The organism is Mediterranea massiliensis (genome assembly GCF_900128475.1).
GTDB lineage: Bacteria > Bacteroidota > Bacteroidia > Bacteroidales > Bacteroidaceae > Bacteroides > Bacteroides massiliensis_E.
In genome coordinates this window covers 793,875-816,971 of the sequence record NZ_LT635838.1, presented here as the reverse complement: position 1 = coordinate 816,971, position 23,097 = coordinate 793,875, and the positions used below count along the sequence as shown (strand labels likewise).

Genomic DNA, 23,097 nt, shown 5'->3' with positions numbered 1-23,097 from the left:
TGGCTATAGCACCGGGGTTCCACCTCTTCCCATTCCGAACAGAGAAGTTAAGCCCGGTCACGCCGATGGTACTGCGCAACAGTGGGAGAGTAGGTAGCCGCCGTCTTCAGTGGAAGTCCTCCGTGACGAACGTGTCACGGGGGACTTTTCGTTTTTGCACGTCACGCTTCCCCGCGGCCGGCCCTCCCGTGCCGCGCTTCCCCGCCTCCCCACGCAGTGCTGCGTCACCTCTTCAGGAAGTGCTTCCTCATGTCCTCATGAAGTGCTTCCTCACGCCCTCATGAAGCACTTCCTCAGAACCTCAGGAAGTGCTGCGTTGCACTTAAACGATAAGGTTATGGGGTTGAAAGCCTGTTTCCTATTATAAAATCTGATAAAAACATTATATTTTTTATGCTTGCCTATGCAATGAGGATATTTTTTCGTATCTTTGTCGCCCGAATTATATCTGCGAGTATTTTGCAGTAACTGAAAGATATAGCTGTGGGTAAGTTTGATAAATATAAGATAGACTTGAAAGGCATGCAGGCTGACTCTTGCCAATATGAGTTTGTGTTGGACAATCAATTCTTTGCCGATATTGATGGCCCTGAAGTTCAGAAGGGTAAAGTAAAGGTGGTTTTGGTTGTAAAGCGGACTTCCCGAGCCTTTGAGTTGGATTTCCAGACGGAGGGTATCGTTTGGGTACCATGTGACCGATGCTTGGATGACATGGAGCAACCGATTGCTTCGACCGACAAGCTTTTCGTCAAGTTTGGAACCGAATATGCGGAAGAAGGCGACAATTTGATTGTCATACCCGAAGATGAAGGCGTGATTAACGTGGCATGGTTTATGTATGAGTTCGTTGCGCTGGCTATACCGATGAAGCATGTGCATGCGCCCGGTAAATGCAATAAGGAAATGAGCAGAAAGCTGAGCAAGCATCTGCGGACTACTCCCGATGATGAAGATGCGTTCGCGGAGGATGATGTGGAGGAAGAATCAGGAGAAAGAGTGGAAACGCCGATTGATCCGCGTTGGAATGAATTAAAGAAAATATTAGATAACAATTAAAGTTTTAAGAAAATGGCACATCCTAAGAGAAGACAGTCAAAGACAAGAACTGCAAAGAGAAGAACTCATGATAAAGCTGTAGCTCCTACATTGGCTATTTGCCCGAACTGCGGTGAATGGCATGTATATCACACTGTATGTAGCGCTTGTGGCTATTATAGAGGTAAACTTGCTGTAGAAAAAGAGGCTGCCGTTTGATACGGTCGGTCTGACTTGAATAGAGGTATCTGAAAAGCCTGTATGACTTTTCAGATTACCTTTTTAGGTGTTTTTTAGCGAAGAAATTGAATGGAAAAAATAAATGCTGTAATTACAGGAGTCGGGGGATACGTTCCGGATTACGTCTTGACCAATGACGAAATATCCAGAATGGTAGATACCAATGACGAATGGATTATGACCCGCATCGGTGTCAAGGAGAGACGTATCCTCAACGAGGAAGGGTTGGGTAGTTCATATATGGCTCGCAAAGCTGCCAAGCAATTGATGCAGCGCACGGGTTCCAATCCTGATGACATTGATCTGGTGATTGTCGCTACGACGACTCCTGACTATCATTTCCCGTCGACGGCTTCTATTTTGTGCGACAAGCTTCGCTTGAAGAATGCTTTTGCATTCGATTTGCAGGCAGCTTGTAGCGGTTTCCTGTATGCAATGGAAACTGCGGCCAACTTTGTTCGTTCCGGAAGATATAAGAAAGTGATTATTGTCGGTGCCGATAAGATGTCGTCGATGGTAGACTATACCGACCGTGCTACATGTCCGATTTTCGGTGACGGTGCGGCAGCCTTCATGATAGAGCCTACCACTGAAGATTATGGTATCATGGACGCTATCCTGAGAACGGATGGCAAAGGCCTTCCTTTCCTGCATATGAAGGCAGGTGGTTCGGTTTGTCCTCCTTCCTATTTTACGGTGGATAATCACATGCATTATATTTATCAGGAGGGTCGTACGGTGTTCAAATATGCCGTGTCGAACATGTCTGATGTGAGTGCTGAGATTGCAGCCAAGAATGGTTTGACGAAGGATACCATTGATTGGGTCGTTCCACACCAGGCCAATCTTCGTATTATCGATGCAGTGGCTCATCGCCTGGAAGTTCCTCACGAGAAGGTGTTGATTAACATCGAGCGTTATGGCAATACCAGTGCCGGTACACTTCCGCTTTGCATCTGGGATTTCGAGGACAAGCTTAAGAAAGGCGATAACATTATCTTTACGGCATTCGGCGCCGGATTTACATGGGGTGCCGTTTATGTGAAGTGGGGATATGATGGTAAGAAAGAACAGTAACCGATACTGATATACAAAATTTAAACGCATCCTATTTCTTGAATTCGATGCGTTTTTTTTTCATAGTTTCAAAAGAAAGAGGACTTATGCATAAGGCTGGTTTTGTGAACATTGTAGGAAATCCTAACGTCGGGAAGTCTACTCTGATGAATGCTTTGGTGGGCGAACGCATATCGATTGCCACGTTCAAGGCACAGACAACCCGTCATCGTATTATGGGTATATATAATACGGATGATATGCAGATTGTTTTTTCAGATACGCCCGGCGTATTGAAACCCTCCTACAAGTTGCAGGAATCCATGCTGAACTTTTCGACTTCGGCTTTGACCGATGCCGACGTGCTGCTTTATGTGACCGATGTGGTGGAGACTCCCGACAAACACAGTGAGTTTGTGGAGAAGGTGTCGAAGATGGATGTTCCTGTCCTTCTTCTTATCAATAAGATAGACCTCAGCAATCAGGAGAAACTGGTAGAGTTGGTGGATGCTTGGAAGGAATTGCTCCCGAAGGCTGAAATCATACCCATTTCAGCGACTACCAAGTTCAATGTCGATTATGTGATGCGGAGGGTGAAGGATTTGCTTCCCGATTCGCCGCCCTATTTTGACAAAGACCAGTGGACGGACAAGCCGGCTCGTTTCTTTGTCAATGAAATTATCCGGGAGAAGATATTGCTTTACTATGACAAGGAAATCCCTTATTCGGTGGAGGTCGTGGTGGAGCAATTCAAGGAAGAAGCCAAGAAGATACATATCAATGCGGTCATTTATGTGGAACGTGAGTCGCAAAAGGGAATTATCATCGGGAAGCAAGGCCGTGCTTTGAAAAAAGTGGCTTCTGAAGCGCGTCGCGACCTGGAGAAATTCTTCGGGAAGACCATCTTTCTGGAAACATTTGTAAAGGTAGACAAGGATTGGCGCAATTCGGATAAGGAATTGCGGAACTTTGGCTATCAGCTGGATTAGTGAATATGAATGACGACCGTGAGGGTCGATAAATAAAACCTTTGTGTATGGGAAATTTAGTAGCGATAGTGGGGCGCCCCAATGTGGGCAAGTCGACCCTGTTCAACCGCCTGACCAAGACCCGCCAGGCGATTGTAAACGAAGAAGCGGGTACGACACGCGACCGGCAGTATGGCAAGGCCGAATGGCTGGGCCGTGAATTCTCGGTGGTTGACACCGGAGGGTGGGTCGTGAATTCGGATGATGTCTTCGAAGAAGAAATCCGCAAGCAGGTATTGATGGCAGTCGAAGAAGCCGATGTCATCCTTTTTGTCGTCGATGTGATGAACGGTGTCACCGATTTGGATATGGCTGTTGCTTCTATCTTGCGCAGAGCTAAGAAACCGGTGCTGCTCATTGCCAACAAGACGGACAACAACGAGCTTCAATACAATGCCCCTGAATTCTATAGCCTTGGCTTGGGCGACCCTTATTGCATCTCGGCCATGACGGGAAGCGGTACCGGCGACATGATGGACCTCATTGTGAGCAAGTTCCGCAAAGAGGCGGATGAACTGCTGGATGAGGACATCCCCCGTTTTGCCGTTGTAGGACGTCCGAATGCGGGCAAGTCTTCCATCGTGAATGCCTTCATCGGTGAAGAACGCAACATCGTTACCGAAATAGCAGGTACTACCCGTGACTCCATTTATACCCGTTACAACAAGTTTGGCTTTGACTTTTATCTGGTCGATACGGCCGGCATACGAAAGAAGAATAAGGTGAACGAGGACTTGGAATATTATTCTGTAGTCCGCTCTATCCGTTCGATTGAAAACTCCGATGTCTGCATCCTGATGCTGGATGCCACCCGTGGCATTGAGAGTCAGGATCTGAATATCTTTTCTTTGATACAGAAGAACCAGAAAGGGCTGGTTGTGGTAGTCAACAAGTGGGATCTGGTAGAAGAGAAGACGGTCAAGGTGATGAAAACCTTTGAGGATGCTATCCGTAACCGTTTCGCTCCTTTTACGGATTTCCCCATTATTTTTGCTTCTGCATTGACCAAACAGCGTATTCTGAAAGTTCTTGAAGAGGCGCGGGATGTCTACAACAACCGGATGACCCGTATCCCTACAGCCCGCCTGAACGAAGAAATGCTTCCTTTGATCGAGGCTTATCCGCCTCCTTCGAACAAAGGCAAGTATATCAAGATTAAATATATCACGCAGCTTCCCAATACAAAAGTTCCGTCTTTTGTCTACTTTGCCAACCTGCCGCAGTATGTCAAGGAGCCTTACCGCCGCTTCCTTGAAAACAAGATGCGTGAAAAATGGAGCTTGCACGGAACTCCTATCAATATCTATATCCGTCAGAAATGACAGGATGTGCCCTGTAACAGAAGAGGGTGTATCAAAATAAAGTATCTTTAGTTCTTCTCCTTTCAGAGGGAAAAGAATTGAATAACATTACTTGATTTTGACACATCCTCTTTTTTATGTATGGATAAGGTTGAAAATGATGTTTTACTATGGAAATGTTCTTCAATAATTGTTGGATTTAATATAGAATAATTATATTTGCCTCCATAACCAACAAAGACCAGGGAAAAAGGCTTATGAGGAGGATAGGAAGAATGTTGTGCCTGCTATTGTTTATGCTTTGGCAGGGAGGGGAGAGTGTTGCTGCAGAAGAGGAGGGCACATTGGAAGACCTGCTCCGTCGTGCAGCGGCAACTCCTGCCGTAGATACTTATTCCGCCGTTTGCCGGTTCTGTTATGCCGACGGGACCCATCCTGCTGTTCTCTCCGCTTATGCCGATTCTTTGCGCCAGTTGGGAGTGCGCACACGTTCGGCTCGCTGTTTTCTGGAATACTATGCCTGGAAGAGTGAGGCCTGTTTCCAGCAGGCGGATTACCAAAAGGGATATGCCTTGAAACGGAGTGCCATCGCTCTGGCCGAGCGGATGGGAGACCGTCACTGGTTGGTGGAGTCGGCTTCCGACATGGCTTATTATTTCAATATTGATGCTCAGTATGATTCAGCCCGCCATTATTTGAACAAGGGGTTGGCCGCAGCCCGTGGAGTGCCAGATTTGGGTGAAACCTATCGGACGATGCTGACCAATTATGCCAGTTCCTTCCTCTTTGAAGGTCAGTCGGATTCTGCTCTTGTATATACCGACCGGGCCCGTCAAGCTTCCGAGGCGGCTGCCGATACAGCCATGCTTATCGAGAATCTCAACCAGTTGGGGACGTTGTACCGTCGTCAGCGGAAGCTGGAAGAGTGCCTGGCACATTTTGAGCAGGCGCTCCGTTTGTGTGAGGCGCAGGACAATTTTCAGACGGCTGCCTATATCTATGGCAATCTGTCAACGGTGTATGCCGAATGGAAACAGCCCGATATGGCAGTCGTGATGTCACGGAAGGCACTTGACTATGCACGTCGTCTGGGCAACGAACATGTCATCGGTACGTGCATGACGAATTTGGGTATTGTCTTGTGTCGGATGCCTGGTCATGAACAGGAAGGTATCCAGCAACTGCTCCAGGCTGTGGAATTGTTGGAGAAAATCAACAATCGCCGCCGTTTGTGTGAGGCTTACAGTTTTTTAGCCAATATCTATGTGCAGGTAGGAGAAGCGGAAAAGGCAGCTGTCTATCTGGACAAGATGGAACACCTTGCCTCCGAAATGCAGACCGATGTCGAGTTCTATCGTTACTACCGTGTAAAGGGAGTGGTCTTGCAGAGCCAGGGGCATTACGCAGAAGCAACAGCCTGCTATAAGAAGTTGACCGACATGCTGCGTAACGGCTATCGCGATACGCAGGATTTCAAGTTGTACGCTGACCTGTCCGACTGTTATATAGCCTTGCACCGTCCGGCAGATGCCTTGCAGGCGCTCCAGACGGCGTATGCCTTGCGCGACTCCATGTTCCGTCACGAAAATACCAGTCAGTTGTCTTATTTTTCGGTCAAGTATGACATGAAAGAGAAGGAATTGAAAATATCACGTTTGGAGCAGGCCCGAGCGGAAGAACATGCCCAAGCTTTGGAACGTCGCATCTTTTTCGGGGCAGTGATCAGTCTGTTACTGATAGTTCTCATTCTGTTGCTATATGCACGTCAACGCCAGCGCACCCGGATGGCACGTCTGGCTCAGGCTGTCGGGCAGAAAGAGCAACAATTCCTCACGCTGCAGAAAGAAACGGAGCAGCGCCTTACCCGTCGTTACATTGAAGGCTTGGAAAGTGAACGTACCCGCATAGCTACGGAGCTGCACGACGATGTTTGCAACAGCCTGCTGGCTCTCAGTATGGATGTGCGTTCGTCCCATGCGGTTACTTCAGGAACTTTTGACCGTCAGTTGAAGATGCTCGAAGAAACTCGCCAACGCTTGCGTTCCATTTCCCACGAACTGATGCCGCCTGTTTTTCAGTATGCCACGCTACATGAAATGCTGGACGACTATGTACACCATCTCCAATTGCCGGATACGTTGTCCGTTTCCTATACGGCAACCGATGGCGTCGATTGGTCGCAGTTGCCCCAACCTCTTAGTTTTGAATATTACCGCATCGTGCAGGAGGCCGTGGGCAATGCCGTGAAGTATGCGTCCGCTTCCCTCATTCGGGTAAATCTGACGTGGAAGGAGGGAGTGGTAACCATTGAGATAGCCGACGACGGTTGCGGTTTCGATGCTTCGCGCCGCAGCAAGGGCATAGGCCTTCGGACCATTGCCCAGCGTGTCCAAGCTATTGGCGGACATCTGACACTGGATACTGCTCTGGGAGCAGGTACCGTTATTCGGGTATCTGCCCGTTTGCATAACACAGAAAAATGACCTTTATGGAAGAAGACAAAACATTAGCCGAAGTATTGGTGGTCGATGACCACAGCCTGATTCTCGAAGGCATCTGCCGGGTATTGAACCGCATTCCCTGTGTACGTGTGGCCGATGCGGTCACTTCGGGGACGCAGGCTTCCGCCTTGATTTCCCGTCGTGACTATGACTTGTACATTTTGGATGTCAGCCTGCCTGATATGTCCGGGTTCGACCTCATTACTCTGATCAGGCGGGTGAATCCCGATGCCCGTATCATCATCAATACCATGCACGAAGAAATTTGGATGGTCAACCGTTTGGCTCAAAGTGGCGTGAACGCCATTCTGCTGAAAAGTGCCGACACCAGTGAGATGGAGGCGGCTGTCCCTTGTGTGCTGGCCGGTGACACATATACTTGTCCCCGTTTTGAATCCATCCGGCAGAAACTTCACCGCAGTTCGTCCCGACTGTCTGCCAAGGACAAGCCTACCAATCGTGAGCTGGAGGTATTGCGGGCCATTGCGCGCGGCATGAGTACCTTGGAAATAGCTGCCGCCATGAATATAACGGAAAATACGGTAGAAACTTTCCGGCGTCGTCTCATCAACAAGTTTGATGCAAAGAATAGTATTGATTTGATAATGAAAGCAATAGCCGGTGGATGGATTGATGTCGAGTGACTCTCGCGAACTTCCCCTGACGTCCGTCATGGTTTTCCGTGATTTTTTTATTGGGGATAAATTGTTATATTTGTTGCGGATTGAAGCATTGCTTCTCTTCGGAGGACAATGGCAAATATGTCGAGATGATATAAGGTCAATTCTATTAACTGGTTTTAGTTGGAATAAGCGCCCGGAATTTTCCGGGCGCTTTTTTTATCCTTCTATGTTCTGTATCTCCACTTCCTTGACCTTTCGGAAGAGGTCCGAAGCAAAGATGAAGCTGTTCAGACGTTCGTTGGTCGATGTAAAGATGTCGTCCTTGCTGCCTTCCCATTCCTTGTGGCCCTGATAGATAAAGATGATTTTCTCGCCGATGCCCATGACGGAGTTCATGTCGTGGGTGTTGATGAGGGTGGTCATGTTGTATTCGCGGGTGATGTCCTGAATCAGGCCGTCGATGACGATCGAGGTCTTGGGGTCGAGTCCCGAGTTGGGTTCGTCGCAGAAGAGGTATTGCGGGTTCAGGGCGATGGCGCGGGCGATGGCCACACGCTTCTGCATACCGCCGCTGATTTCGCCGGGATATTTGTCTTTGGCTTCGGTCAGGTTCACACGGTCCAGGCAGAACATGGCACGGCGTGTGCGGTCGCGCAGGGTGTCGTTGCTGAACATGTTCAGAGGAAACATCACGTTGTCGAGCACCGTCATCGAGTCGAAAAGGGCGGCACTTTGGAAAATCATTCCCATCTCCCTGCGCAGGGCTTTTTTCTCCTTTTTGCCCATTATCAGGAAGTTGCGGTTGTCGTAGAGCAGTTCGCCCCGCTCGGGTGTCAGCAGTCCTACGATGCATTTCATCAGTACCGTTTTTCCCGAACCGCTCTGTCCGATAATCAGGTTGGTCTTGCCGTTGTCAAAGGTCGAGCTGATGTCTGTCAGCACCTCTTTCCCTTCAAACGATTTGCAGAGTCCTTTCAGTTCTATCATGATTTCCGTTGTTTTTTTAATTCACATTCACTTTATCCCATCAGCAGTTGCGTCAGCACCAGGTCGGCAAACAGAATCAGCACGCTGCTGGTCACTACCGAGTTGGTCGATGCCTTGCCCACTTCGATGGAGCCGCCTTCCACCGTATAGCCGAAGAAGGCCGATACGCTGGCAATGATGAAGGCAAAGAACAGAGACTTGATGATGCCGCACCAGATGAACCATTCCACAAACATGTATTGTAGACCGTATTCCAGATCTGTGGCTGTCATGATACCGCCGAACCAGCAGGTGCCGAAAGCACCGATGATACCGGCAAAGATGCTGAATATCACCAGCAGCGGAATCATGGTGACCATGGCCGCTATTTTGGGCAGAATCAGGTAGCTGGCCGAATTGATACCCATAATCTCCAGGGCGTCAATCTGCTGGGTGACGCGCATGGTGCCCAGCTCCGAGGCGATGTTCGAGCCGACCTTGCCTGCCAAAATGAGGCACATGATGGACGACGAGAACTCCAGCAGCAGGATTTCGCGGGTCACGTAGCCCACGGTCCAGCGGGGCATCCACGGACTTTCGATATTCAGTTTGATTTGGATGGTGATGACGGCGCCGATGAAGAACGATATCAGCAGTACGATGCCGATGGAGTTCACGCCGAGCTTCTCTATTTCGCTGAGGTATTGGCGGAAGAACATACGCATGCGTTCGGGGCGCGAGAATGTCCGTCCCATCAGCATGAAGTATCTTCCCACTGTTCTGAGTGCCTTAATCATATTCAGTCAAGTATTTGTGTGCAAATGTACGGCTTTATCTTTTATTTTTGCTACATTTGCGGCAAATTAACGCAAGTATGGAAGACAAGAAAATGGTGCTCCGCACGGAAGATTTGGTGAAGAAATACGGCAAACGTACCGTAGTGAGTCATGTGTCGTTCGACGTCAAGCAGGGTGAAATCGTCGGACTGCTAGGCCCGAACGGCGCCGGCAAGACCACCTCTTTCTACATGACCGTGGGCCTGATTACACCCAACGAAGGCCGTATTTTCCTCGATGACCTCGACATCACCAACTATCCGGTATACAAACGTGCCCAGACGGGCATCGGCTATCTGGCACAGGAGGCATCGGTCTTCCGTCAGATGAGCGTGGAGGACAACATCGCTTCCGTGCTCGAGATGACCAACAAACCTCTCGATTATCAGAAGGACAAGCTGGAAAGTTTGATTGCCGAGTTCCGCCTCCAGAAGGTGCGCAAGAACAAGGGTAACCAGCTTTCGGGTGGTGAGCGCCGCCGTACGGAGATTGCCCGCTGTCTGGCCATCGACCCCAAGTTCATCATGCTCGACGAGCCTTTTGCCGGTGTAGATCCCATTGCCGTGGAAGATATTCAGCAGATTGTCTGGAAGCTGAAGGACAAGAACATCGGCATTCTCATCACCGACCACAATGTGCAGGAGACGCTGAGCATCACCAGCCGTGCCTACCTGCTCTTCGAAGGTAAAATCCTGTTTCAGGGTACGCCCGAAGAACTGGCCGAGAATCAGATTGTCCGTGAAAAATACCTGAGCAACAGTTTCGTGCTGCGCCGCAAGGACTTCATGGTCTGACTTTTCCCCTATTGGAAACTTATTTTTGCCCACTTGGAGAATAATTCGGGTGGCATTCTAATACAAGATTAAAAATCGCATGAAAAGTAAATTTCTCCTATCCGCTTTGGTCGGATGCCTGTCGCTCGGAACACTTTCCGCGCAGGACTTCCATCTGCAACCAACTCCACAAGTGTATGAAACCCTTCAGGACAGCATTGCCCTGCCTGTCGCCTACAGCCTTTCGGCCGATGCCGACGGAGCGGCTGCCAGTGCCGTCCGTCTGCTGGGCACGCTGCTGCCCGACCGTCAGTCCAAGGCGGCCTTTCGGATAACGGTAGGCGTCAAGGGCGACAAGGCAGTACGCAAGTATGCCCGCCGGATACCAGCCAAGGCCGAAGGCTATTACCTGAAGGTGGACAAGAATGAGATTGTCATCGCCGGTGCCGATGTGCGCGGTGTCTACTACGGTGTGCAGACGCTGGCACAGCTGCTGACACTTCCCAAGTTGCCGTTGGCCGAGATTACCGACTACCCTGACGTGCCCTACCGTGGCGTGGTTGAGGGTTTCTACGGCACCCCCTGGAGTCATGAAGCCCGCCTGCGCCAACTGGACTTTTACGGTCGCAACAAGATGAATGTCTATCTGTACGGTCCCAAGAACGACCCCTATCACAGCACTCCGAACTGGCGCAAGCCCTATCCCGAATGCGAGGCGGCCCAGCTGAAGGAGTTGGTAGACAAGGCCCGCGAGAACAATGTCATCTTCTATTGGGCCATCCATCCGGGGCAGGACATCAAGTGGAACGACGAAGACCGCCAGAATCTGCTGGACAAGTTCGAGAAGATGTATCAGCTGGGGGTACGTGGCTTTGCCGTGTTCTTCGACGACATTTCGGGCGAAGGTACCAAGGCCGACAAGCAGGCCGACCTGCTGAACTACCTGGACGACCATTTCGTGAAAGTGAAGGGCGACGTGGAGCCGCTCATCATGTGCCCCACGGAGTACAACAAGGCCTGGTCCAATGTAGAAGGCGGTTACCTGACCACGCTGGGTGAGAAGTTGAACAAGGATATCCAGATCATGTGGACAGGCAATAGCGTCATTGCCACCATCGACCGCGAGACGATGGACTTCATCAACCCGCTCCTGCAGCGCAAGGCCTACATCTGGTGGAACTTTCCCGTATCCGACTATGTGCGCGACCATCTGCTCATGGGGCCTGTCTATGGCAACGCCCTCGACATCCAGGATGAGATGGAAGGCTTTGTCTCCAATCCGATGGAACGTGCCGAAGCCTCGAAGATCTCTTTGTACAGCGTGGCCGACTATGCCTGGAACCTTGCCGATTACGACAGCGACGCGTCCTGGAAGCGGGCCATCAAGGACCTGATGCCCCGTCATGCCGCCTATCTGGAAACCTTTGCCGCCCACAATTCCGACTTGGGTCCCAACGGGCATCGTTTCCGCCGCGACGAGTCCGTTGCCCTGCAGCCGGCCTTGGAGGCTCTGCGTTCCACTTACGAGAAGCAGCATGCCATTGATGAAGCAGCCTGCCGACAGGTCAGTGAGGAGTGCCGGAAAATCATTACGGCTGCCGATGTTCTGTCTGCCTCGCAGGAGAACCGTCCGCTCATCGACGAGATACAACCCTGGCTCATGCAGTTCAAGCTGGTGGGTCAGTATGGCGAGGCCGTTCTTCGGATGATGCACGCCGAGCCCGATGACCGGGCGGCCTTCGGCGAAGCCTATGCCCATGCCAAAGCCCTTCAGGTGCTGATGTATCAGGTGGATACCACTTACAACCGGAATCCTTACCAGCCGGGCGTAAAGTGTGCTACCAAGGTCCTGCTTCCCACATTCTATGCCTTGTTCGAGGCAAGCACCCGGCAATATAATCAACGTTATTTGGCCGATCTGGATGCCCGTGCCGTCTATATGCCTTATGCCTGGAGCAGCGATGTGCCCCAGTTGGCCGCTCTGCCGGTGACGCGTAAGGGGAAGATGGGCAACGTTTCCCCGTCCAATGAAGTCATCCGCTGGCAGGCGGGTGGCGAAGCCCTGCTGACGATGGACCAGCTCCGCACGCTGAAGAGTCTCACGGTGGATCTGGGTACAGTCGATGCTCCGAAGCTCATCCGCCTGGAGGTGACCGCTGACGGAAGTCAGTGGGAAGAAATCCCCCTTCAGCTTGTGCCCCGCCAGAAAACCCGTTTCAAGGCCGATGTGGCAGGTCGCCAGGTGCTGAAGATTCGTCTGTCCAATGCGTCCGACCAGGAGCAGAAAGTCTATTTCAAACAGTTTGGATTTGAGGAACAATAAGGCTGAATGGCCGTCGGGTCGTTTCTGTATATTTTTAATGGTCGAAAAGGGTGTGTCAAAATGAAGTGAGGCTATTCAACTCCCCTCCTTCGGGAAGGAGGGGTGCCCAAAGGGCGGGGTGGTAGGTTTTCTCGAAAGGTTATCAATCAACGCGTCATGTTTTCACCTACCACCTCCCCCTGGCGGGTACTCCTCCTTCCCGAAGGAGGAGAGCCACAGATACCTCTATTTTGACACACCCTCTTTCTGTTTTTTCAGGGTTTACAGCATCTCTTTCCGTCGGACGTACACCCGATGCGAGCCCCTCCCCGAGGCTTCGATGCCCGTGTCGGGTTGTTTGGCCCATCGCCTCAGCTCTTCCGTGGCCGCGGTGCGCAGCAGGCCCGTCAGCCGCTGGTAGTCGGCCACGCTGAGGTAGGGCTGTTCCTCCAGGTAGTGCAGGGCCAGGGCCAGACGCTCTTCCTCCGTATATTTCTGCGAAGAGCGGCGTGCCTTCCAGGGCGCGCGCACCGGTCGGCAGTGCAGGTTCACCTCCTGCACCAGCCTCTTCTCGGCGCGGAAGTTCACGTTGCCCACCAGGATGCTGCGGGCATTGCGGTGCCCTCCCTCTCCGTCGGGTTCTTCGCGCTCCTTGCCCGGCTGCAGGGCCAGCGACGGGGTGAAGGTGCCGATGCCGTCCAGCTTGACGGAGTGTCCCTGCGCCAGTTCGTGCACCATTTCCTGGGCTATCATTCGGATGAGGCCCTCGATTTCCCCCTCCGAGTAGGTCGACTTCCCGCGGATGCTTTCCGCCAGCTGGTGGGTAGTAATCTGCTCTATCTGTGCGAATTGCGGATAGAGAACGCGTTCGCCCGTACCGTTCAGGTCGGGCATTTCTTTCATGACATAATAGCTTCCCATAGGCTTCTTTATTCTGTTTCTTGTACTTGAAAACTTTTCCTCTACGGCTTTTTTCTTGAACCGCAGTCTTCGTTCTTATAACCGTAGATTTCGGTTATACGGCCGAAGTCTTTGTTTTTATAACCGCAGTCTCCGGTTGAAGATTATGTACTACAAAGATAAACTTTATATTAGGGTTTACAAAGGTTTTTGGGGGGAATAACGGACATTGGAAGACAAAGAAAAGAAAAATGAGTCAAGCCGAAAAATGGAGAAATGCTTTTCGGTACGGGCTTATATCTTTGGGGCAGTGGGCTTCAAAAAAATAAAATCTCGGCGGTTTTTTTGATAATTGAAAGAATAACGCTAATTTTGCGCACTCATTTTGAGATTTTGGAATATAGTATAAATCAAATAAATAATTTGTCACGATGAACGTTTCATTGCAAAACATTGACAAGGTGAGCGCGCTGCTCACCGTAAAGCTTGAGAAAGCTGACTACCAGGAGAAGGTAGACAAGGCCCTGAAGTCTTTCCGCCAGAAAGCTCAGATGCCCGGTTTCCGTAAGGGTATGGTTCCGATGAGCCTCGTTAAGAAGATGTATGGCAAGTCGGCTTTGGCAGAGGAAGTGAACAAGTTGCTCTCTGAAACTGTATACAAGTATATACAAGACAATAAGCTGAACATCCTGGGCGAGCCGCTGCCCAACGAGGACAAGCAGCCGACTATCGACTTCGACACGCAGGAAGAGTTCGAGTTCCTGTTCGACATCGCCCTGGCTCCCGAATTCAAGGCGGAGGTGAGCGCTGCCGACAAGGTGGACTACTATGATATCGAGGTGACCGACGAGATGGTAGACAACCAGGTGAAGGCCTATACCCAGCGCAACGGCAAATACGAGAAGGTAGATGCCTATGCCGACAACGACATGCTGAAGGGTCTGCTGGCCGAGCTCGACGAGCAGGGCAACACGAAGGAAGGCGGCATCCAGGTAGAAGGTGCCGTGATGATGCCTTCTTATATGAAGAACGACGAGCAGAAGGCTATCTTCGCCAACGCCAAGGTGAACGATGTGCTGGTGTTCAACCCCCATACTGCCTGGGACGGCAATCCGGCCGAACTGGCTTCGCTGCTGAAGATCGACAAGGAAGCCGCTGCCGAAGTGAAGTCCAACTTCAGCTTCCAGGTAGAGGAAATCACCCGTTTCGTTCCCGGCGATCTGAACCAGGAAATCTTCGACCAGGTGTTCGGTAAGGACGTGGTAAAGACGGAAGAAGAGTTCCGCGCCAAGGTGAAAGAGGCCATCGCCAAGCAGTTTGTGGCCGACAGCGACTATAAGTTCCTCATCGACCTGCGCAAGGTGATGATGGAGAAGGTGGGCAAGCTGGAGTTCCCCGACGCCCTGCTGAAACGCATCATGCTGGCTAACAACGCCGACAAGGGCGAGAAGTTCGTGGAAGAAAACTACGACAAGAGCATCGAAGAGCTGACCTGGCACCTGATCAAGGAGCAGTTGGTGAAGGCCAACGATATCAAGGTCGAGCAGGAAGACATCACCAACATGGCCAAGGAATCGACCCGCGCACAGTTTGCCATGTATGGCATGCTGAACGTGCCCGACGAACTGCTCGACAACTACGCCAAGGAAATGCTGAAGAAGAAAGAGAGCGTCGAAGGCCTCGTGAACCGCGTGGTAGAGTCGAAGCTGGCTGCTGCCGTGAAGCCTCAGGTAACGCTGGAGCACAAGAGCATTTCGGCTGCCGACTTCAACAAGATGTTCGAATAAAATATTGCGGGTGGTGCGCTGCGGATAGCTACCGGTTGTGGGGAAGAATGGGAAATTCTCCTCCTGCTTGTAGCTCGTAGCTTGTCACTTGTCACTAAAAAACGGGGATGTCTGAAAAACTTTTCAAACATCCCCGTTTTTTTTGTGTCTCTCTATTCTTTTTTGTTTCTTTGCACCCGCAATTTAAATACGTAGGATTATGGACGATTTTAGAAAGTATGCCACCAAGCATTTGGGGATGAACAGCCTGGTACTGGACGATGTCATCAAGTCGCAGGCCGGTTATCTGAACCCCTATATTCTGGAAGAGCGCCAGCTCAACGTCACCCAGCTTGATGTGTTTTCCCGTCTGATGATGGACCGTATCATCTTCTTGGGTACACAGATTGACGATTATACGGCCAATACCCTCCAGGCACAGTTGCTCTACCTGGATTCGGTAGACCCGGGCAAGGACATCTCTATCTATATCAATTCGCCGGGCGGCTCGGTATATGCCGGCCTGGGCATCTATGACACGATGCAGTTCATCACCAGCGATGTGGCTACTATCTGTACAGGCATGGCAGCCAGTATGGCAGCTGTACTGCTGGTAGCCGGAACCGAAGGCAAACGTTCGGCCCTGACTCATTCGCGCGTCATGATCCATCAGCCGATGGGAGGTGCACAGGGACAGGCTTCGGATATCGAAATCACGGCCCGTGAGATTCAGAAGTTGAAAAAGGAACTCTATACCATCATTGCCGACCATTCGCATACGCCTTTCGATAAAGTGTGGGCCGACTCCGACCGCGACTATTGGATGACCGCGCAGGAGGCGAAGGAATATGGTATGGTAGACGAAGTGTTGATTAGGAAATAAGTATGGCTGATTCAAGAAGAACAAAGAACAGATGCAGCTTTTGCGGGCGGTCTGAAGATGAAGTGGGACTCCTGATTACGGGAATGAACGGCTTCATCTGCGACAGCTGTGCCATGCAGGCTTACGAGATAACGCAGGAGGCCCTGGAGAACAAACGCAAGGACGGTACCAGCAAACTGAACCTGAAGGAACTGCCCAAGCCGATGGAAATCAAGGCTTTCCTCGACCAGTATGTCATCGGGCAGGACGATGCCAAGCGCTTCTTGTCTGTTTCGGTGTACAATCACTACAAACGTCTGTTGCAGAAAGACAGCGGCGATGATGTGGAGATTGAAAAGTCGAACATCATCATGGTGGGCAGTACGGGTACGGGAAAAACCCTGTTGGCGCGTACTATCGCCAAGCTGCTGCATGTGCCTTTTACCATTGTAGACGCTACGGTGCTTACGGAGGCCGGTTATGTGGGCGAGGACATTGAAAGCATCCTGACCCGCCTGCTTCAGGTAGCCGACTACAATGTGCCCGAGGCTGAACGGGGCATTGTGTTCATCGACGAAATCGACAAGATTGCCCGCAAGGGTGACAATCCCTCCATCACGCGCGATGTGAGTGGAGAGGGTGTGCAGCAGGGATTGCTGAAGCTGCTCGAAGGGTCGGTGGTCAACGTTCCTCCCCAGGGCGGACGCAAGCATCCCGAGCAGAAGATGATACCGGTCAACACCAAGAATATCCTCTTCATTTGCGGCGGAGCGTTCGACGGTATCGAGAAGAAGATTGCCCAGCGCTTGAATACGCATGTCGTGGGATATAGCGCTGTGCGCAATACGGCTACTGTCGACAAGAACAACCTGATGCAGTACATCGCTCCTCAGGATTTGAAGTCTTTCGGTCTGATTCCTGAAATTATCGGCCGTCTGCCGGTGCTCACCTATCTGAACCCGTTGGACCGCACGGCTCTGCGATCCATCCTGACTGAACCCAAGAACTCCATCATCAAGCAGTATGTCAAACTCTTTGAGATGGACGGCGTGAAGCTGGAGTTTGAGGATGCCGTATTCGAGTATATCGTAGACAAGGCAGTCGAGTACAAGCTCGGCGCGCGCGGCCTGCGTTCTATCGTCGAAACCATCATGATGGACGCCATGTACGAGATTCCTTCCGAACAGAAGGATTCTTTCCTCGTGACGCTCGACTATGCCAAGCATCAGCTGGAGAAAGCCAATATAGCCCGGTTGCAGAATGCCTGACCCTGGAAAAGGGCAGGCAGGGCTGTTTTTCGTGTTTTTCTGAAAAATATTCAGTGTTTTTTGCTTGAAATTTGAGAAGTTGTTTATAACTTTGTTAGGCTCTCGGGAAAATAGTCCCTTTCCGAGGGGGAGAGATTGATACAAGAACGTTTAATAAACAACATTCTAATAGAAGGACATGGCTGAGAAGAAGATTAATTTGCAGGAACAACTGAAGAAGTACTTCGGGTTCGACACATTTAAGGGGAATCAAGAGGCAATCATCCAGAATCTGTTGGATGGAAATGACACATTTGTGCTGATGCCTACGGGCGGAGGCAAGTCCTTGTGCTATCAGCTGCCTTCGCTGCTGATGGATGGGACCGCTATTGTCATTTCGCCGCTGATAGCCTTGATGAAGAACCAGGTAGACGCCATGCGCAACTTCAGCGAGGAAGACGGAGTGGCCCACTTCATCAACTCGTCCCTGAACAAGACAGCCATCGACCAAGTGAAATCCGATATATTGAGCGGAAAGACCAAGCTGCTCTACGTCGCTCCCGAATCGCTGACGAAGGAAGAATACGTGGAATTCCTGAAAACGGTGAAGATTTCCTTCTACGCCGTAGACGAGGCCCATTGTATCTCCGAGTGGGGACACGATTTCCGTCCGGAGTACCGTCGCATCCGTCCCATCATTAACGAAATAGGAAAAGCGCCGCTGATTGCGTTGACCGCTACCGCCACCCCCAAGGTACAGCACGACATTCAGAAGAATCTGGGGATGGTGGACGCCAAAGTCTTCAAGTCGTCGTTCAACCGCCCGAACCTTTATTACGAGGTACGTCCCAAGACGGCCAATGTGGACAAGGATATCATCAAGTTCATCAAGAACAACCCGGAAAAGTCGGGCATCATCTATTGCCTGAGCCGGAAGAAGGTGGAGGAATTGGCCGAAGTGTTGCAGGCCAACGGCATCAATGCCCGCCCGTATCATGCCGGTATGGATTCGGCTACCCGCTCGCAGAACCAGGACGACTTCCTGATGGAGAAGATTGACGTCATCGTGGCCACGATTGCCTTCGGTATGGGCATCGACAAGCCGGATGTGCGTTTTGTCATCCATTACGACATTCCCAAGAGTCTGGAAGGATATTATCAGGAGACCGGACGTGCCGGACGCGACGGAGGCGAAGGACAGTGCATCACGTTCTATTCGAACAAAGACCTGCAGAAACTGGAAAAGTTCATGCAGGGAAAACCTGTTGCAGAACAGGAGATTGGCAAGCAGCTTCTGCAGGAAACGGCTGCCTATGCCGAGTCTTCCGTGTGCCGCCGCAAGACGCTGCTGCACTATTTCGGCGAAGAGTATACGGAGGATAATTGTGGTAATTGTGACAATTGTTTAAATCCGAAAAAACAAGTGGAAGCTCAAGACTTATTGTGTACTGTGATTGAAACCATTCTCGCAGTCAAGGAGAACTTCAAATCCGATTATATTGTAGATGTCATTCAGGGCCGTGAGACGTCCGAAGTGCAGGCCCACCTGCACGAGGATCTGGAAGTGTTCGGCTCCGGAATGGGTGAGGAAGACAAGACTTGGAATGCGGTGATCCGCCAGGCGTTGATTGCCGGCTATCTGAGCAAGGATGTCGAAAACTATGGCCTGCTGAAGGTGACGGAGGCCGGAAAGAAATTCCTCAAGCACCCCAAGTCGTTCAAGATTACGGAAGACAACGATTTCGACGAGGTGGAGGAAGAGGCACCGGCCCGCGGCGGTGGAGCCTGTGCGGTCGACCCCGTGCTCTACTCCATGCTGAAGGACTTGCGGAAGAAGCTGTCCAAGCATCTGGAAGTACCTCCCTACGTCATCTTCCAGGATCCGTCGCTCGAAGCCATGGCCACCATTTACCCCATCACGCTCGAAGAACTGCAGAACATTCCGGGCGTAGGCGCAGGTAAGGCCAAGCGCTATGGCGAGGAATTCTGCAAGCTCATCAAGCGCCATTGCGAGGAGAATGAAATCGAACGTCCTGAAGACCTGCGCGTCCGTACCGTGGCCAACAAGTCGAAGCTGAAGGTTTCCATCATTCAGGCCATCGACCGGAAGGTGGCGTTGGACGACATCGCCGTGTCGAAGGGCATTGAGTTCGACGAACTGCTCGACGAGATTGAAGCGATTGTCTACTCGGGTACCAAGCTGAACATCGACTACTTCCTGGACGAAATCATGGACGAAGACCACATGCTGGATATCTATGACTATTTCAAGGAGTCAACCACGGACAACATCGATGATGCGCTCGAGGAGTTGGGCGACGACTATACGGAAGAAGAAGTCCGCCTGGTTCGCATTAAGTTCATCTCCGAAATGGCGAATTAACCCCGGCATTTGAGTTTAAAAAAAGAAAATTTATTGCGTGCAGATATGCGAAAATGGAATAAAAAACGTATATTTGCACGCAATAAATTTTTTACGCCCTATGTCATTTATTGCAGATAAAATTGTTATGGACGGATTGACGTACGACGACGTACTGTTGATTCCCGCTTATTCCGAAGTACTCCCTAAGACTGTCGAACTCACGACAAAGTTTTCAAGAAACATTGAGTTGAAAATTCCTTTTGTAACGGCTGCAATGGATACGGTTACAGAAGCGAAGATGGCCATTGCCATTGCCCGTGAAGGCGGCATCGGTGTCATTCACAAGAACATGTCCATCGAGGAGCAGGCCCGTCAGGTAGCCATCGTAAAGCGTGCCGAAAACGGTATGATTTACGACCCCGTGACCATCAAAAGAGGCTCTACGGTTTCTGACGCGTTGGCCCTGATGGCCGAATACAAGATCGGTGGTATCCCTGTAGTGGACGATGAAGGCCATCTGGTAGGCATCGTGACCAACCGTGACCTGCGTTTCGAAAAAGATCACAGCAAGCGCATCGACGAGGTGATGACAAAGGAGAACATTGTGACGACCAACCAGACAACCGACCTGGAGGCTGCCGCACAGATTCTGCAGGAGCACAAGATCGAGAAGCTGCCGGTGGTAGACAAGGACAACAAGCTGGTCGGTCTGATTACTTATAAGGACATAACCAAGGCCAAGGACAAACCGATGGCCTGCAAGGACGCCAAGGGCCGCTTGCGTGTGGCTGCCGGTGTCGGCGTGACGGTCGACACCCTGGACCGTATGAAGGCGCTGGTAGAGGCAGGTGCCGATGCCATTGTCATCGACACGGCTCATGGTCACTCCATGTATGTCATTGAAAAACTGAAAGAGGCCAAGAAGGCATTTCCAAATATTGATATTGTAGTGGGTAATGTCGCTACGGGCGAAGCTGCCAAGATGCTGGTTGAGGCAGGTGCCGATGCCGTAAAGGTAGGTATCGGTCCGGGCTCCATCTGTACTACCCGTGTGGTAGCCGGTGTCGGTGTTCCCCAGCTGACAGCCGTCTACGACGTGGCCAAGGCACTGGAAGGAACGGGTGTTCCCTTGATTGCCGATGGTGGTCTGCGCTATTCGGGTGATGTCGTGAAGGCATTGGCTGCCGGCGGCTACTGCGTCATGATCGGTTCGCTGGTTGCCGGAACGGAAGAGTCTCCCGGCGACACGATTATTTTCAATGGCCGTAAGTTCAAGTCCTATCGTGGTATGGGTTCGCTGGAAGCCATGGAAAACGGTTCGAAGGACCGCTATTTCCAGAGCAGCACCACAGACGTGAAGAAGCTGGTTCCCGAAGGCATCGCTGCCCGTGTTCCCTATAAAGGTACCCTGTACGAGGTGATCTATCAGCTGGTCGGCGGTTTGCGTGCCGGTATGGGGTATTGTGGCGCTGCCAACATCGAGCAGTTGCACAATGCCAAGTTTACGCGCATCACCAATGCCGGTGTGCTCGAGAGCCATCCGCACGATGTGGCCATTACCAGTGAGGCTCCCAACTATAGCCGTCCGGAGTAAAGGCTGGCAAGGCCGGAAGGGGCGGATGAGGCTCCTGCCGGCAGCATAAATTATACAAGGCATGGATGATACGTTTTTTGTAGGGTTTTCATGGTCGTGAATCTGTAGAGTTGTATCATCCGTGCCTTTTTTGTGGATTTATCAGTGAATGTTTCAATCGGGAGAATAGAAAGATGAAAAAGTGGGGTTGGTTATGCATGCTCCTGCTGGGAGTGGCGGTTTGGGCGGAAGCGCAGACGGGGGTATGTGTCCGTGTGGGCGATGAGGCGGTAGACGTAGCCGAGTTCAGGCTTTTCTGTCACCGCCAGAACGATGCCCGGCCCGATGTCCGTCGTTTCGTGGATTTCAAGCTGAAGGCGTTGGCTGCCCGTCAGGCCGAACTGGATACCTTGCCTCAGATTCGTCGGGCTGTAGACCGGTTCCGGAATCGTTGGCTCAAGGCTTGTCTGACGGATAGCGCGAAAGCCGATTCGGCCGCATGGACCTATTACCAGGGATTTCAGGCCCGGAAGTACGCGGGGCGGGTTCTGGTCAGTCATATTTTCCAGTCCGTTCCCCAGAATGTGACGGCAGCCGCTCTGGCCCGTGTAGAGCAGCGGATGGATTCCCTTTATCAGGTTTTGGAGGCTGGAGAGGCCGATTTTACGGCTTGTGTGGAGGCTTGCTCCGAGGAAAAGACACCTTTCTGGGTGGATTATCTGCAGATGCCGGTTGAGTTCGAGGACGTCGTGTTTTCGTTGCCGGTGGGCCAGCTTTCCCGTCCGTTCTTTACTCCGCAGGGCATTCACATCGTGAAGGTGCTCGACCGGAAGGAGCTTCCCTCTTTTGATGTCCTGAAGGAACGTCTGGAGAGGCGGTTGGTGCGTGGCGAGTGGAGCGAAGCGGTCAGCGCAAGGGTCGTCCGTCTGAAGACGGAGTATGGATACCGTCCCGACAAGGCAGGTATGAACGAACTGCTGCGTCGTGGCAAGACCGACAAGACGTTGTTCCTGTTGGGAGGATGTCCGTATTCGGGGGATGATTTTGCCCGATTTGCCGCGGCCCATCCGGCTGCGCTGAAGCGTCAGCTGGAATTGTTTGTGGTCAAGACGGTACTGGACCATGAAAGCCGTAGCCTGGGGGAGCAGTCACCGGAGTTTGCCACCCATTTGAGCCTCTTCCGCGACAGCCTCCTGGCTGCCGAAATGGAGCATCGGGCCATCGGTTGCCTGATACCGGCCGACACGGTCGGCGTGGCGCAATACTTTGAGGCCAACCGGAAGCACTATCAGTGGCCCCAGCCCCGCTACGAGGGCATCGTCCTGCATTGTCGGACAAAGCGCATCGCCCGTCGCACCCGCAAATTCCTGAAGAAACTGCCGGTTGAAGAGTGGCAGGAAGCCATCCGGCTGGGAGTGAATGCCGGAGGCGTTGTAAATGTCAGAGCCGAACAGGGATTGTTTGCTGCCGGCGACAATCCTTATGTAGACGAACATCTGTTCGGGAAGGGAGAGGCGCGGCCGTTGGCCGATTTCCCTTATACGGCCTGGCTGGGACGGAAAGTCAAGGGACCGGAGTGTTGGCAGGAAGTGGGCAGGCGGTTGTGGACCGACTATTACCGCCATTTGGAAGCCGGCTGGCTGGACGAACTTCACCGAAAGTTTAAGGTTGAAATTAACCAAGAGGTTTTAAAAACCGTTAATAATCACTGATGCAACCGATT

18 protein-coding genes and 1 rRNA gene are annotated in these 23,097 nt (G+C 51.5%); 16 read left to right on the top strand and 3 right to left on the bottom strand.

Annotated features, from left to right (window positions below; all coding sequences use genetic code 11):
• The 8 genes from rrf to BQ7483_RS13345 all read left to right on the top strand — a co-directional run.
• Positions 1–106 (top strand): 5S ribosomal RNA (rrf, locus tag BQ7483_RS13380); the annotation flags it as partial.
• Between the two features lie 377 nt (positions 107–483).
• Positions 484–1,056: a YceD family protein gene (locus tag BQ7483_RS13375; RefSeq protein WP_022021298.1), complete on the top strand. Its 573-nt coding sequence runs from the start codon at positions 484–486 to the stop codon at positions 1,054–1,056.
• A gap of 12 nt (positions 1,057–1,068) precedes the next feature.
• Complete coding sequence (gene rpmF, locus BQ7483_RS13370; RefSeq protein WP_072546213.1) at positions 1,069–1,254, top strand: 50S ribosomal protein L32; 186 nt, start codon at positions 1,069–1,071, stop codon at positions 1,252–1,254.
• Between the two features lie 90 nt (positions 1,255–1,344).
• Positions 1,345–2,352 carry a beta-ketoacyl-ACP synthase III gene (locus BQ7483_RS13365; RefSeq protein WP_022021297.1) on the top strand — a complete coding sequence of 336 codons (1,008 nt, stop codon included), beginning with the start codon at positions 1,345–1,347 and terminating at the stop codon, positions 2,350–2,352.
• 86 nt (positions 2,353–2,438) lie between these two features.
• Positions 2,439–3,320, top strand: coding sequence for a GTPase Era (era, locus tag BQ7483_RS13360; protein ID WP_072546212.1), 882 nt, complete (start codon positions 2,439–2,441; stop codon positions 3,318–3,320).
• A 47-nt stretch (positions 3,321–3,367) separates the two neighbouring features.
• Positions 3,368–4,681 carry a ribosome biogenesis GTPase Der gene (der, locus tag BQ7483_RS13355; RefSeq protein WP_072546211.1) on the top strand — a complete coding sequence of 438 codons (1,314 nt, stop codon included), beginning with the start codon at positions 3,368–3,370 and terminating at the stop codon, positions 4,679–4,681.
• 236 nt (positions 4,682–4,917) lie between these two features.
• Positions 4,918–7,143 carry an ATP-binding protein gene (locus tag BQ7483_RS13350; protein WP_072546210.1) on the top strand — a complete coding sequence of 742 codons (2,226 nt, stop codon included), beginning with the start codon at positions 4,918–4,920 and terminating at the stop codon, positions 7,141–7,143.
• 5 nt (positions 7,144–7,148) lie between these two features.
• Positions 7,149–7,805 carry a response regulator gene (locus BQ7483_RS13345; protein WP_072546209.1) on the top strand — a complete coding sequence of 219 codons (657 nt, stop codon included), beginning with the start codon at positions 7,149–7,151 and terminating at the stop codon, positions 7,803–7,805.
• Between the two features lie 195 nt (positions 7,806–8,000).
• Here the strand turns inward: BQ7483_RS13345 and BQ7483_RS13340 are convergent, their stop codons facing one another.
• Positions 8,001–8,771, bottom strand: coding sequence for an ABC transporter ATP-binding protein (locus tag BQ7483_RS13340; RefSeq protein WP_072546208.1), 771 nt, complete (start codon positions 8,769–8,771; stop codon positions 8,001–8,003).
• A gap of 32 nt (positions 8,772–8,803) precedes the next feature.
• Positions 8,804–9,547: an MlaE family ABC transporter permease gene (locus tag BQ7483_RS13335; protein ID WP_072546207.1), complete on the bottom strand. Its 744-nt coding sequence runs from the start codon at positions 9,545–9,547 to the stop codon at positions 8,804–8,806.
• A gap of 77 nt (positions 9,548–9,624) precedes the next feature.
• Here BQ7483_RS13335 and lptB point away from each other — a divergent pair, with 77 nt between their 5' ends.
• On the top strand, positions 9,625–10,380 hold the full coding sequence (gene lptB, locus BQ7483_RS13330; protein ID WP_072546206.1) for an LPS export ABC transporter ATP-binding protein: 756 nt from the start codon (positions 9,625–9,627) through the stop codon (positions 10,378–10,380).
• 79 nt (positions 10,381–10,459) lie between these two features.
• On the top strand, positions 10,460–12,682 hold the full coding sequence (locus BQ7483_RS13325) for a beta-N-acetylglucosaminidase (protein ID WP_072546205.1): 2,223 nt from the start codon (positions 10,460–10,462) through the stop codon (positions 12,680–12,682).
• A gap of 261 nt (positions 12,683–12,943) precedes the next feature.
• Here BQ7483_RS13325 and BQ7483_RS13320 read toward each other — a convergent pair whose 3' ends face one another.
• Positions 12,944–13,582 (bottom strand): HU family DNA-binding protein, encoded by a 639-nt coding sequence (locus BQ7483_RS13320; RefSeq protein WP_072546204.1) that lies wholly within the window; start codon positions 13,580–13,582, stop codon positions 12,944–12,946.
• Positions 13,583–13,992: 410 nt separating this feature from the next.
• Between BQ7483_RS13320 and tig the strand changes: the two genes are divergently transcribed.
• From tig to BQ7483_RS13290, 6 genes are all read left to right on the top strand, one after another.
• Positions 13,993–15,348 carry a trigger factor gene (gene tig, locus BQ7483_RS13315; RefSeq protein WP_072546203.1) on the top strand — a complete coding sequence of 452 codons (1,356 nt, stop codon included), beginning with the start codon at positions 13,993–13,995 and terminating at the stop codon, positions 15,346–15,348.
• Between the two features lie 199 nt (positions 15,349–15,547).
• Entirely contained in the window at positions 15,548–16,210 is a 663-nt protein-coding gene (clpP, locus tag BQ7483_RS13310) for an ATP-dependent Clp endopeptidase proteolytic subunit ClpP (RefSeq protein ID WP_072546202.1), read from the top strand.
• Between the two features lie 2 nt (positions 16,211–16,212).
• Positions 16,213–17,457, top strand: coding sequence for an ATP-dependent Clp protease ATP-binding subunit ClpX (gene clpX / locus BQ7483_RS13305; protein ID WP_072546201.1), 1,245 nt, complete (start codon positions 16,213–16,215; stop codon positions 17,455–17,457).
• Positions 17,458–17,635: 178 nt separating this feature from the next.
• Entirely contained in the window at positions 17,636–19,819 is a 2,184-nt protein-coding gene (gene recQ, locus BQ7483_RS13300; protein ID WP_022019426.1) for a DNA helicase RecQ, read from the top strand.
• Between the two features lie 100 nt (positions 19,820–19,919).
• A complete protein-coding gene (gene guaB / locus BQ7483_RS13295) occupies positions 19,920–21,395 on the top strand; it encodes an IMP dehydrogenase (RefSeq protein WP_072546200.1) in 1,476 nt (491 codons plus the stop codon).
• 173 nt (positions 21,396–21,568) lie between these two features.
• Entirely contained in the window at positions 21,569–23,086 is a 1,518-nt protein-coding gene (locus tag BQ7483_RS13290; protein WP_072546199.1) for a peptidylprolyl isomerase, read from the top strand.
• Positions 23,087–23,097: the final 11 nt, after the last annotated feature.